The organism is Lactobacillus sp. C449L (assembly GCF_059900815.1).
On sequence record NZ_JBWXGA010000003.1, the window covers coordinates 66716 to 80164 of the forward strand.

The following is a 13449-nucleotide window of genomic DNA, read 5'->3' on the forward strand; positions in this document are numbered from 1 at the left end:
TTTAGTTTAATCATAAACAATAACTGCTTCGTGTTTAATTACATTTTTCCAAACTTGTTTAACTTCATTAGGCTTAATGTTGACACAGCCATGAGAACCGCCGCGTAAGTATGCTGTTTTACTCCAGTCGCCGCGCCAGCCAGCATCGTGAAAACCGCATCCAGTTAAAGTGAATGGCATCCAATATTTAACTGGAGAGGCATATTTAGAGCCATCACTATTGCGTCCACGCAATGTTGCCGGAGACTGCTTATATTCGACATACCAAACGCCGATTGGGGTTTTGTTTCCTTTGGTGCCGTCTTTGGTGCCAGTAACTACATCTTTTAGATGAACTGCCAGTTTTCCTTTTCTGACAACCCAGAGCTCTTGCCGCTTCAAGGAGACAACAATATAGTCCTCGCCAATACCATGATTGGTCTTGCCATATCCAAGGCCGTAAGTACTGTAGCCTAAACCATAGATATAGTCCGCACCATCAAGAATTTTCTTGCCGTTTAAAAAGCCTTGCTCAATTGCCGTTTGAGCTTTTTTAACGTGAACTCCCCAGCCATAGCTTTCATTTTTTATAGTAATTTCTTTGCCCTTAACCTTGTTTTTAGTAGGCACGTTAAATTGGTAACTTTTATGAAGCGTTGAAACTTCTTTATCAATTTTGTTAAGTTCAGCTACTAGGTTTTCAGAATCAACAAAAGAATACTTGTCGTTTTCAAATACAACTTTGTTAAGCATATTCTTTGCCTTTAGTTGGTATGATTTGCCAGCCACCTGATAGGTAATCGTAGCTTGACTAGCAGCTTGCAGTTTTTTATTGGCGCTGTCTAAGGCTTTGTAGCGATATGTATAATTTCGTTTATCAGGCATCGTAGTGTGCTGTTTATCAAAGTAATTGGCAACAGTTTGCTTGTCAATTGTGCTAGTACTTGGATCGCGCTCAATTGAGACTTTACCGTTTTCGAGTGTAACAATGTTGTTAGCTTGGCTGTTAATTTTAGCTGTTGCGCGATTAACCGTGAGATTTCCGACGTTGACACCGTAAATGGTTACGTTAGGATTAAAATGATCAACGGCGAAAGCCTTTGCTTCTTTTTGCGATTCAATGTGGCGATTATATAAAACCATACCTAAAATAACTGCTAAAATTAAAACAATTCCGATAATAATTAAGTAAAGGTTATTTCGGCTATTGTGTTTTCTTAAGTCTTCTCTTGATTGCATATATTTACCTACTGTATATTACTTTTTAAAAAAATAATTGCGGTTTCAGTTTATCATCTATTGTTGTGCTAGTAAAATACAATAGTTAAGAAGAGCACTTTTTGGAGGATTCGCCATGGATAATAATCCACTTGTTTTTGATATTAATATTGCTAAAGAAAAACCTAACTCCTATCGTAAAGTAAAGAACAACTTGGGTTGTCCTTTTTGTTTAACCGCTGACTTAAGTGATATTTATGAACGCCAAGGCAAGATGATTTGGCTGCGCAACAAGTATCCAACGCTGCGTGATACACTGCAAACGGTATTAATTGAATCTAGTGACCACAGTGGCGATATTACAACCTATTCTCCCGAGTACAACCGGAAACTAATGAGCTTTGCGTTAGCTTGTTTTAGGAAAATGAATAAACAAGGTGAGTTTGAGTCTGTGTTATGGTACAAGAATTTTGGGCCTCAATCTGGAGGTTCATTAGTTCATCCTCATATGCAAATTGTCGGACTAAAAAAACAGGACGGTTACCAATATGTTTCAGAAGCAAATTTCACAGGAATTACTCTTTTTAACCAAGACAATGTTGAGGTGAATGTTTCAACTCACCCCATTCAAGGCTATGTTGAATTAAATGTGAATTTACAAAAAAATTCTGCTCAAAACTTGTGGGCAGACTGGATCCAAAGCGGTGCAAAATACATGCTTCAGGTATTGTCTAATGGGCGTTGCGATTCATATAACCTGTTTTTTTACCCGCGAGAAAATGACGGCATTTGTGCCAAGTTAATTGCGCGTTTTTCAGCTTCGCCATACTTTGTCGGCTATAAATTGTCACAAGTTGATAACGAAGAAAAGTTAATTGATGAAGCAAGGCAGTTTAGAACATTTTTTGAAAACGGGTCTCGATTGGACAAATAATAGTTTTAAATGTAATCTAATATAGCTTTTGCTTAACCCAGTATTGCCTATTCTGATAGTATTCGGAGCGATTATTTGCGACTAAAAGAGTTTAGCAATATAATGACAAAATGTTGTTTAAGGAGAAGTTAGATGCATCGAGAGCAAACTAGAGATTTAGCAATTACTGCTTTATTTGTGGCCATTTTTTTATTGCAGACTTTTGTTCCCAATATTGGCTATATTCGTATTTTGCCAGGATTGCCAGCAATTACAACAGTTCCATTGACGGTTGCCGTGTATTCAACATTGATGGGACCAATTGCGGGTACTTTTTTTGGGATTTTTTGGGGCTTTTTGCGCCTGTTTTTAGCATACACACAACCCGGGGATATGATTAGTCTGCTCCTGTTCCAAAATATTTTTATCTCACTTATTCCAAGTATTTTTGCTGGTTTGCTGCCGGGCTTAATTGGAAGAGTTGGTTTTCAAACTAAAGGCACTGCTTCGCCAGCCCGATACGCAATTGCCGGTGCAGTAACTTCTCTGACTAATACGATTTTGGTAATTGCTTTAACTAGTTTGATTTTTATGGGTAATCCGAATCGCATAATTAGTTATATGGGCAATTTTGCTAGTGGGACACCTTTAATTGAAGTCTTGATTATTACACTCGGGATGAATGGAATAATTGAAGCACTTTTCACAGCAATTATTACGCCAGTCATTGTGACACCGCTAAAGACTGTTATGAGCAGATTAAGCTAACTACTGCCTTTTTAAAAAGTTAAATATTCTCAATTGATAGATGTTCGTATAGCAATTGACGATTGATAAGCCTTTTTATCAAAAAGGGCTTATTTTAGTTTGACAAAAATTGAATATTATATTAGTGTATTAGTTAAATAGTACATAAATATATAAAGAGAGGAAAGGCTATGACAGAAATTTTACGAGTAGATCGAGTTACTAAAACTTATGGTAAAAAAGGTGAGAAACAATACCAGGCACTTAAAGGTGTTGACTTTGCCGTTGGGTCAGGAGAATTTGTTGCAATCATGGGAGCATCGGGCTCAGGCAAGACAACGCTGCTGAATATTTTGTCAACTTTAGACAAACCAACTACGGGTAATGTTTTTATTAATCATGAAGATAACAGCACTCTGAATGCCAACCAAATGGCCGATTTTAGGAGTAAACAAATTGGATTTATTTTTCAAGATTTTAACTTACTAGAAAATCTAACTAATCGAGAGAACATTGCCTTACCATTGACTTTACAGGGTATTTCAACTGGTCGGGTTGATCCACTGGTTGAAAAAATTGCTACCAGGTTGAGTATTGAAGCGATTCTCAATAAATACCCAGCTGAAGTATCGGGTGGTCAAAAGCAACGAGTTGCAGCGGCTCGGGCCTTGGTTCATGAGCCAGCAATATTGCTGGCGGACGAACCAACTGGAGCGTTAGATTCAAAGAGTGCGCGCGAACTACTTAATACAATGGCTGATCTAAATGAAAATGATGGTATCACTACTTTAATGGTTACTCACGATCCACTTGCTGCTAGTTTTGCCAGTAGAATTTTGTTTATTAAAGATGGCAGAATAGGTGAACAGCTACTTAAAAACAAGCTGACAAGACAAGAATTTTACCACTTATTAATTGACCGTATTGGCACTTTTGAATAGGGGGTAAGAATCATGATTTGGAAGTTATCACTAACTGGAGTTAAGAGCCGGTTAAAAGACTATTTGGTCTTATTTTCTGGGTTGACAGTAGCCAGTATGGTTTTCTATATGTTTTTGACAATTGCGATTAATCCCGCATTTATTTCAAAAGATGTTAACTCGTCAACCAATTATCTTAATTTCACGTTTGGCTTTGGAATTGTTTTATTAGTGATTATCACTTTTGTCTATTTGACCTATGCCAATTCATTTTTATTAAGCATGCGCAAACATGACTACGGAATGTTCATGTCCCTTGGGGCAAAAAGTTCACGAATTGGTCTGTTAATTTTTAGCGAAACTTTGCTTACCGGTATCGTAGCAACTGCATTAGGAATTTTGTTAGGATTTGGATTAACCGCCATAGTTTCGCACTTATTAATAACTCAGTTGAATTTAGCTGTCTCTCACTTTCAAGTGATTTTTTCAAGAGCGATTTTATGGACGTTTATTTTCTTTATTATAATGTTCTTTTTAGGCGCACTGCGAAATGTTCGTAAGCTAACACATACGCAAGTGATTAGTTTACTCAAAGAAGACCAAAATCCCGTTAAAATCAACTCGCATCCAGCTGGTTATACTATCGAAGCTGTTCTCGGGGTGGTCTTACTAGGTGCTGGCTATTTCATTATGAACTTATCGGCAGGAATGATCTTTTTCATTATCCCAGCAGCACTTTTTACTATCGTTCTTGGCTCATATTTTACTTTTAATTCTTTTTTCAGCGTGATTATTAATTTCTTGATTAAAAGAAAGAGCTTTTCTTATCACAAGATTCGCATGTTCACTTTAGGACAGCTCAAGTTTCGCCTGCATGATTACACTAAAATTTTAACGGTTATTTCCCTGCTGTTTGCTTTAGCTCTTGGAGCAATTACGGTTGGACTCAATTTTGATTCGCTAAAAGATCAGGTAAAAGACAGTACTTATTATGACACGACGATTGTTAGCAAATCTTCGGTGGTAAAAAATGAGGTTGCTAAATTAAGTATTGCGCGCAAGCAAACGTACCATTATAAAGAAAATAAAGGGCACATTTATTTCATGGTAGACGAATTTTCAAGTCAACCAATTAAAAGCGTGCAATTTTATTTAAAAAATAATTTACCGCAATATAAAGTAAAGACGATGTCGACTAAAGAACTAGACAAGCCCCATACTAAAGCGAACATTGCGTTAAGCGCACTTGTTCCGAATGGATTTTCTAAAAAAATCAAACTTATGTCAAAGGCACAATGGCTGAGGCAAAAGGGTACTCATGAGTTTATCTCTTTGATAATTGTTAAGAACTTTGAAAAAGATTATCCGCTTTTGCTAAAAATTCAAGATCAGCAGTTAAAAGAAAATACTAAATATACTGACATATATAATTCCAGTAAACCAGTTAGTTATAAAGAAATTAGTAATTTTAGTAGTGGTTTTGAATTCATGGGCTTTTTCTTAGGTTTCGCTTTTTTGGCAATGCTTGCTTCGACATTAATGTTTAAAGTTCTAAGTGGCGCTGCAAGTGATAAGCTGCGCTACCAAATGCTTTATCAAATGGGTGTGCGCAGTCAGACTTTGCAAGACTCAATTAAAAGTGAAATAGGTATGCTGTTTTTACTGCCAGGTGTTCTTGGTGTAATTGATGTTCTCTTTGGTCTAAAACTTTTTAGAGTATTCTTTGGTAATCCATATAGTCGAATTTGGATTCCCTTTACCATCTTTATTGTTCTTTATCTCTTTTACTATCTGCTAACAGTTAAGCTGTATGAAAAAATTGTTTTAAGTTGATAAAGATAACTAAGCAGACCTAAAAGCTGCAACTTAAATGGTTTTAGCTTTTAAAGTCAAGTAAAGGTTTATTTAAATAAAATTCCAATAATCAATGCAAAGACTTGCATTAATTGAAACCAAAATAAATTCTGTGGAGCCAAGTCAAAGGTAGTTGGTATTTTATGTTTAATATTATCCTTGTCCACCCAGAAGGCTATATCTTTAGTTTGTTTTTTTCTGAAAGATTGAACATTTTTCAATAGTTTTGGTAGAGTTATGAGCACTAAGAGCTGCCATACAGGTAAGAGCTTAAGAACTACACTAACAAGAACCATTACATATGGAAATAGAGTTAAGAAGCTGAAAAGGTTTAAAGATTTTGGAACACCAATATATGACGGTAAGGTATGGCGGCCATTTTCCAAATCTTGTTTTAAATCACAAGTGTTGTCAGCAAGCATTGTAGCAGCGTTAAAAAAAGCTTGGGGCAGAGCAATCCAAAGTACCATCAATAAGTTAGCTAAATTACCAGTCAATGAAAATTTTGGCCAGTTAAAAGATAAACTTGCTAGTTGAGAAAATGGGGCATTAATATAAACCGCCAAAAACGTTATACCCAAGCCTTCAAATAGGCCAGCTAGAATTTCTCCTAGAGGAACTCGCGAGAAAGGCACTGGTCCATAGGTATAAAAAACTGCGACGAAAAGTCCCGGAGCTCCAATCAATAAAATAAAAAGATTAGTTCGAATAGTTAGCCAAATGCCTAAAACTCCAGCGATAAAAAGCAACATAAGCATCACTATTAAAGATGTTTTAGGTGATAGATTTCGCTTACCAATTAAGTTGTGCTCTTTTTGATATTTCTGACTTTTAGCAAGACGATAGTCTTGAACGTTATTAAAGCCTGTGACAAAAAGTGCAATTGCTCCTTGAGCAATTAAATAAATCAGGGAATTTTCCCAATTAAATGTATGAAAACAAAAACACGCAAATAGCACACCTAATAAGTAAGGCATTAAGCTGTTTAATTTGGTATTAAGACGCACTAATTCAAAAAAGTCAGTCATCGTGAAGCGATTATATTGTTTTTGGGCTTTCACTTTATTTTCCCTTCTTAGGCTAATTTACTGTTTCAATTTTGGCTAAATGGTAGCCACTGTCTGAGAATAGTTTGAATTTGCCTGCAAGTCCTGAAGTAATGTATACTTTTTTCTTTTTAGTAATAAAGATTGCTTCTGTGCCAGGCTGATCTTCAATGTATTGATATCCTTTCTTTAGTCCACGATTAAAGACAGCAGTGGATAAGCCATCGCCAGTTGCTGATCGTTTGGCAATAATTGTTACACTTAATAGGTTGTTTTGACAAGGGTAACCAGTCTTAGGATTCATTAGGTGACTATATATTTTATTGCCAACTTTAAGATAGCGCTCATAAATTCCAGAAGTTACTGCTGTAGCATTTTGCTCAGGAAGTGATCCGATTGCTGTTCCACGACCGGCTTTAGGATCTTGAATTCCCACTGACCAACTGCCACCGTTTGTTGGTGATTTTCCTAGTACGTAAACATTACCACCTAAGTCAATGATGGCACTAGTTACACCTTCTTTTTTTAGTACTTTCATGATCTCATCAGAAATAAAGCCTTTAGCCATTCCTCCAAGGTCAAGCTTCATACCACGTTTTTTGAGAAAAACGGTTTGTCTTCGATCATTAAATACAACATTGCGGTAGTTTACTAAGGAAAGTCGTTTTTTTATCGTACTTGCTTTTGGTTTGTGTGCATCGGGAAAGCCAATTCTCCATAAGCTCGTAATTGGTCCAATGGTAAAGTCAAAAGTACCTGCAGATACTTTACTGTAATGGTAAGCGTCTTTACACATTCTGTAAATTGTTGGTGTTACTTTAACTGGCTTAATACCTGCATTTTGGTTAATTTTGTCTATTTCACTACCTTTTTGATTAACAGTAGTTTCTTTTGCTAGTGTTGATATTCGGTCAAATCCAGCTTGTAACGCTTTCCGCTTATTTTTATTATATATTTTAATTGTGCAAACTGTTCCCATTAAAAACTTGGTATCAGAACTTGGTTTGGTTGTAATTTCAGCTTTTGTTGGCTCAGAGTGTTTACTTTGTGTCGAGCAAGCTGTCAAATTAGTTGCAGCTAATAATAGTTCTATTATTAGTAGAATCTTGCAAATTTGTTTATTCATTCTAATTTCCTTAACAAAAAAGAGCGGCTTAAACGTCCCTCTCTTTTTAAATTGATTGAACTTTATTCTTGATAAACAATATTATCTACTTTAATTGTTCCGCTGTCACCCTTTTGAGCAGCATTAATTAACTGACTAACGTATGCAATGAAAGAATTAGAAGATTCTGTTGCACCAGATACTACTTGAACTTTTTCAGTATTACCTTTTGACTTTAAAAACTCTTCTTGTAATTTTGGAATGTACTCCTTAGGTCCAATCTTATTAACTTTTTTCATCTGCTTTTCGTAAGAAGAGTTCTGGGTTTTAGAAATACCCTTCTTGTTAATTTGGTCGTATTTGAACTTACTAATTTTGCCGTTTTTAACTATCATTGTAAATACTTGACGATAATCATGGCTGTAATTTTGCTCTTCTAGCTTATAAGTACCGTCTTTCATCTTTTTATCATTGTTGATATGAATAGTTCCGGTTTTACCATTTTGTGCTGCTTGAGTCAGCTGGTTAACATAGTTCTTCAAAGTCATGCTTGAGCCAGTCGCACCGGATACGACTTGAATTCCATCTGAATTAGCTCCATTTTTAGCAAATGATTTTTGTAGTTGAGGAATAAACTCTTTTGGTCCAATTTTTTCTTTAGAGTACTTCTTCATTTGTTCTTCATACTTAGAGTCATTTGCTTTTGACTTACCATCTTTATTAACGTAATCGTAGCTAGTATTAGTTACTTTACCTTCCTTAACGGTCATTGCCATTTTTAATCGGTAGCCATTGGAATAATTATCTTCTACTAATTTATAGTCGCCATCTTTTAACTCACCACCAGCAATTTGCTTAGGAATTTTTTTCTTAGCAACTTTACTTTCCTTGGGTTTAGAATTGTTTGAAGATTCATTACTAGCTGTTGTTGAACAAGCGCCTAACAACAAAGTAGACAAAGCTAACATAGCTGTACTATAAATAATTTTATTTTGTTTCATAAATATCTCCCTCATTAGTAAACAATAGAATTTGTGTAATAGTTCACTTAGTTAAATTATAAAATAGTAAATTAAGTAATGCAATAATAATATTTTATTTTAAAAAATTGATAAAATAGCAAAGAAAGCGTATTAATAGTATTAAATAAATGTTTGTGAAATAAGCCACTTTACCAAGTATATAAAGTTTAGTATAATAAGTACGTAAAGTGATTACTCTTGAAGGGGTGCTTAAAGTGGCTGAAACAAATATTGTTGTGATTGGAGGAGGCTTCGGCGGACTCTATACGACTAAGCATCTTGCCAAAAAGTTAAAAAGACAAGATGTTAAAATTACACTGATTGATAAAAATCCTTATATGACGATGATGACATCGCTACATGAAGTAGCGGCTAATCGCGTGGAAGCGAAAAGTCTTAAATATGACTTGCAGCGTTTATTTTCCCGTAGGAAAAATGTCGATGTTGTAACTGATAATGTAACGAAAATTGACCAGTCTGATAAAAAAGTAGTAGCTGATAACGGTGTCTATCCTTATGACTATGTTGTTTTGGCTATTGGCTCGCAGCCAAATGATTTTGGAACGCCTGGAGTCAGAGAATATGGTTATACTTTAGGCAATCTGGACGATGCTGAAAAAATTCGTGATCATATTGATTTGATGGTACACTTGGGTTCAAAGGAACGTGATCCTAAGAAGAAAGCGCAGTATTTAAATTTTGTTATTGTAGGCACAGGGTTTACCGGTACGGAAATGGCTGGTGAATTAAATTCCTGGCGTGGTGAATTAGCTAAGAAATATAACTTGCCGAAGGATGAAATTAAGATCACTATGATGGAAATGGCACCATCGGTCATGAATATGCTTGACCGCTCTGATGCTAAAAAAGCCGAGGAGTATCTTTTAAAACAGGGCGTTGAAATTAAGACTAATACTGGTGTGGTCGGCGTTCACGAAAACTATGTCGATCTTAAAGATGGCTCCACTTTTCCAACTAGAACCCTAATTTGGACTGCTGGTGTTAAAGCTGTTGATGCCGCAAGAGACTTTGGCTTTGAAACTGGACGAGCTGGCAGAATAATAGTTAATGAGTATTCGCAAATTCCAACTGATCCCCATATATATGTTATTGGAGATGTTGCGTTATATGACACTGACGGAAGTGGTCGTGGTGAACCACAAGTGGTTCAGGGTGCTGAATCTGCTGGGAAATGTGCACTAAGAAATATCTATAATCAAATTAATACTGGTGAGCTTGTTAAATTCAAGGGTACTTATTCAGGATTTATGGTATCACTGGGCCCAGCCTGGGGTGTTGCTTCTTTAGTCAATACCTTTCATTTAAGTGGTTTTTTTGCTATTTTGATGAAAGATATTGTTGACATGATCTATTTCATGGAAATATACTCAGGTCATTATCTTTTCCACTATGTGATGGATGAATGGTTCAGAGTTAAGAGACCAACATTATGGCGCGGCAATCTTAATAGATATGGCAATGTTCTGTGGACAGTACCATTACGAATATATCTAGGAATGATGTGGTTAATAGATTGCTGGTATAAGGTCCAAGGCAGTGGCTCATGGTTTACTGATAAATTACAATTGCAATTTCCGTGGTTGATACAAGCTGCTACTAGTGGTGCTTCACAGAAAGCTGCGGCAACTACAGCTGCTAGTGGAAAGGCAGCAACTAGCGCTGCTCCGGCACTATTTTCTTTAAACTATGATTATGGTCATTCACCTATGGCGGTTTTTGAAAAAATGCCAAGTTGGGTACAAGCAATGACTAAGGTTTTGATTCCCAACAAAGAGGCGGCATTGGTGGCGCAAAAAACTATGACGTGTCTTGAAATTGCTCTTGGGATTATGTTGGTTTTAGGATTTTGTACATGGTTAGCTGGTGGGATGAGTGCAGTATTTGTAGCTATCTTCTGCTTATCAGGAATGAACTACTGGGTAAATGTATGGATGATTTTTGCAGCATTGGCAGTTATGAATGGTTCTGGTAGATCATTTGGCTTGGACATGTGGTTTGTGCCATGGCTGGAAAACAAACTTACAAAATGGCGTTACGGCATTCTAAAGCCTATTTATCATGTTGATAAAAATGGGATAAAGAACTAATGATAAGATTTTTAAAAGGTCTTATAGTCTAATCTATAAGCCTTTTTTAATTTAATTTGTCAATGAGGATTTTTTATGATGAAAGGTAAACATATAAAACCAGGCGATTTGCTCGTTACTATAATTTTATTGATTGCTAGTTTTGTTCCCTTATACACTTTATTATCGCCAAAGAAAGTAAGTAATAGTGTTACTGCTATAATTAAAGTTAATAATCGGCAGGTAAAAAAGTTACCCTTAGATCATGATGTAATTTGGAAATATCGGCATGGCAACAAGCTTAATGTGATTCAGGTGAAAGACCATAAAATTAAAATAATTGATGCAAATTGTAAAGACCAAATATGTGTTAAAGAAGGGTGGAAAAGCAAGAGTGAAGAAACAATTGTTTGCTTGCCACACAAATTTCTAGTTGAACTTAAAGATGACAGTAATGAATAAAGCAAATAACTATCTAAGAAATTATGTATTTACAGGAATTTTATGTTCTCAGGGAATTATTCTTAGTATTGTTGAGCAGATGTTACCCTCTCCATTTGTCTTTGCTCCAGGGGCAAGATTAGGGTTGACAAACATAATTACTTTAGTAGCTTTAGCGATTTTGCCATTTAAAGATTGCTGCTTGCTCACATTTCTTAGGCTTGTTTTAAGCGCATTAATGACTGGCGGAACTGGAACTTTTTTATATGCTGCAGCAGGCTCTTTTTTAAGCTTATTCCTAATGAAGCTATTTTTGCCCTTGGTGCCAAAAATTCTCAGTTTAGTTGGTGTATCGATTATTGGAGGCGTGAGCCACAACTTTGGTCAACTGGTTGTTGCTGTAGCATTTTCACAGAGTAAATCTCTTTTTTTGTATCTGCCACTGTTAACAGTTTTCGGAATAATATCTGGAATGTTGGTTGGTCTAATTAGTAGTTTTCTTCTGCACTATGTTGGGGCATTTAGTTTTATTAAAAACATGATTGGCAAGGGAAATTAGTATGACGAAGTTAGAAAAGCAACTAGAACAGGTACAAAAGATAATTTGTCAAAACATAACTTCACCGAAAGGAGAATTAGGTGCAGCACTTAAATACGCCTTTTCTTTGCCTGGTAAGCAATTACGTCCCAGTTTTGTAATTCTCTTTGGTGAAATGGGAGAAACACAAAATTTGCAGAGAATTTATAATATTGCTAGTTCCGTTGAGATTCTGCATAATGCAACATTAATTCATGACGATATTGTTGATAATTCTAGTACAAGGCGTGGAAGAAAATCTGTTCAGGCTAAGTTTGGTAAAACAATTGCCTTATATTCAGGCGACTATTTATTTGCCCTTTCTTTACAGCTACTTAGTGAAAACACATCACGGATTACAAATATGCGCATTAATGGAGGCACAATGCAGAGAATTTTATCAGGCGAAACTCTACAGTATAGCAATGAATACAACCTTGCAATTACAGAGCAAGATTATCTGGAGCAAATTCGTGGGAAAACTGCTAGCCTTTTTGGCTATGCTTGCTATATTGGTGCACTTGAAGGAGGACTTAGTAAACTATTAGCAACAAAAGCGCAACAAGTGGGGCTTTTGTTTGGTCAGGCTTTCCAGTTACGTGATGATATTTTAGATTACACGGCAACTGAAGATGAATTTAAAAAACCAGTGTTGCTAGATGTAGTAAACGGGGTCTATACCGGTCCCTTAATATTTGCCTTAAAAAAAGATAAAACAGGCGAGTTAGAGAATCTAGTTAAGATTGGGAAAAAGTTATCTTTTGATCAACTAGTTAAAATTGATAAATTAGTTAACGATCTTGGTGGTATAAAATACGCGCAGGATTTAGCAAATGAGTTTACAACCCAAGCCCTAGATATTTTAAATAAATATTTTGCAAAATACGTTGAGTGTTCTGAAATAAAGCGTTTAGTACAAGAAATGTTAACTAGGAAATATTAGTTTACGCAATTGAAAGTGCAAGTTAATAAAAAATCGGTGAAATTAAAAAACTCAGCTCAATCATGATGAGCTGAGCAAGATAAAATAATTATTATGCCTTTTTTGGCCTACGAGTGAAGCCACAAATAAATTGAAAAATAACAAGAACGCAATAAGCCCAAAGCACATAAACCAAAAAACTGATATCTGTTCGCGAAGAAGCAAACCAATACCACTGATTTCCTTCAGTGCTATAAATTAAGTCAACTAATCCTAGCAAACCTAAAACCAGAGCATTGATAATTGCAAAAATCCATAAGTTTCCATTTTCACGCTTAATTATATAAATGATTGACCAGACAGCTGACCATGTTCCCCATAATCCGGTGGCAGCAATTATAATCCAATAAAAAACCGTTGCAAACATCTTTTGCCTCCTATCATCCTATCCTATTTTACCATAAAGTTAAAAACATCACATGAATATTTAAAGTAATATCAGTAATTTAAAATCTGATTTTTCTATCATAATATTATGATTATTCTATTTTGATGCAACTTAAATAATATATTCTGTTAGTTTAAGCAAAATTGATTAGAAAAACAGTAAAATTTTCT

At 35.5% G+C, this 13449-nt stretch carries 13 protein-coding genes; 8 read left to right on the forward strand and 5 right to left on the reverse strand.

Annotated elements, in window-relative coordinates:
* Positions 1–6 precede the first annotated feature (6 nt).
* A complete protein-coding gene (locus AC2JF9_RS06000) occupies positions 7–1218 on the reverse strand; it encodes a L,D-transpeptidase family protein (protein ID WP_500725956.1) in 1212 nt (403 codons plus the stop codon).
* 115 nt (positions 1219–1333) lie between these two features.
* Between AC2JF9_RS06000 and AC2JF9_RS06005 the strand changes: the two genes are divergently transcribed.
* The 4 genes from AC2JF9_RS06005 to AC2JF9_RS06020 all read left to right on the forward strand — a co-directional run bounded on the left by AC2JF9_RS06005 (position 1334) and on the right by AC2JF9_RS06020 (position 5610).
* Positions 1334–2131, forward strand: a complete 798-nt coding sequence (locus AC2JF9_RS06005) for a DUF4931 domain-containing protein (protein ID WP_500725958.1) — start codon at positions 1334–1336, stop codon at positions 2129–2131.
* Between the two features lie 132 nt (positions 2132–2263).
* Entirely contained in the window at positions 2264–2878 is a 615-nt protein-coding gene (locus tag AC2JF9_RS06010) for an ECF transporter S component (protein WP_500725960.1), read from the forward strand.
* Between the two features lie 170 nt (positions 2879–3048).
* On the forward strand, positions 3049–3798 hold the full coding sequence (locus AC2JF9_RS06015; RefSeq protein WP_500725962.1) for an ABC transporter ATP-binding protein: 750 nt from the start codon (positions 3049–3051) through the stop codon (positions 3796–3798).
* A 12-nt stretch (positions 3799–3810) separates the two neighbouring features.
* Entirely contained in the window at positions 3811–5610 is a 1800-nt protein-coding gene (locus tag AC2JF9_RS06020; RefSeq protein ID WP_500725965.1) for an FtsX-like permease family protein, read from the forward strand.
* A gap of 68 nt (positions 5611–5678) precedes the next feature.
* On the opposite strand, the gene AC2JF9_RS06025 is transcribed toward AC2JF9_RS06020, so the two are convergent.
* From AC2JF9_RS06025 to pplA, 3 genes are all read right to left on the reverse strand, one after another.
* Positions 5679–6692, reverse strand: a complete 1014-nt coding sequence (locus tag AC2JF9_RS06025; protein ID WP_500725967.1) for a UbiA family prenyltransferase — start codon at positions 6690–6692, stop codon at positions 5679–5681.
* Positions 6693–6711: 19 nt separating this feature from the next.
* Positions 6712–7803 carry an FAD:protein FMN transferase gene (locus tag AC2JF9_RS06030; RefSeq protein ID WP_500725969.1) on the reverse strand — a complete coding sequence of 364 codons (1092 nt, stop codon included), beginning with the start codon at positions 7801–7803 and terminating at the stop codon, positions 6712–6714.
* A gap of 62 nt (positions 7804–7865) precedes the next feature.
* Positions 7866–8783 (reverse strand): extracellular electron transfer flavoprotein PplA, encoded by a 918-nt coding sequence (pplA, locus tag AC2JF9_RS06035; RefSeq protein WP_500725972.1) that lies wholly within the window; start codon positions 8781–8783, stop codon positions 7866–7868.
* A 236-nt stretch (positions 8784–9019) separates the two neighbouring features.
* Between pplA and AC2JF9_RS06040 the strand changes: the two genes are divergently transcribed.
* From AC2JF9_RS06040 to AC2JF9_RS06055, 4 genes are all read left to right on the forward strand, one after another.
* Positions 9020–10912: an FAD-dependent oxidoreductase gene (locus tag AC2JF9_RS06040; RefSeq protein ID WP_500725974.1), complete on the forward strand. Its 1893-nt coding sequence runs from the start codon at positions 9020–9022 to the stop codon at positions 10910–10912.
* 75 nt (positions 10913–10987) lie between these two features.
* Entirely contained in the window at positions 10988–11353 is a 366-nt protein-coding gene (locus AC2JF9_RS06045; protein WP_500725976.1) for a NusG domain II-containing protein, read from the forward strand.
* Complete coding sequence (locus AC2JF9_RS06050) at positions 11346–11891, forward strand: Gx transporter family protein (protein ID WP_500725978.1); 546 nt, start codon at positions 11346–11348, stop codon at positions 11889–11891. The genes AC2JF9_RS06045 and AC2JF9_RS06050 overlap by 8 nt, the downstream gene beginning before the upstream one ends.
* 1 nt (position 11892) lies before the next feature.
* The gene (locus AC2JF9_RS06055; protein ID WP_500725980.1) at positions 11893–12852 is read left to right on the forward strand and encodes a polyprenyl synthetase family protein; all 960 of its coding nucleotides are present in this window, start codon (positions 11893–11895) and stop codon (positions 12850–12852) included.
* Positions 12853–12943: 91 nt separating this feature from the next.
* Here AC2JF9_RS06055 and AC2JF9_RS06060 read toward each other — a convergent pair whose 3' ends face one another.
* Positions 12944–13258 (reverse strand): hypothetical protein, encoded by a 315-nt coding sequence (locus AC2JF9_RS06060; RefSeq protein ID WP_500725982.1) that lies wholly within the window; start codon positions 13256–13258, stop codon positions 12944–12946.
* Between the last annotated feature and the right edge of the window lie 191 nt (positions 13259–13449).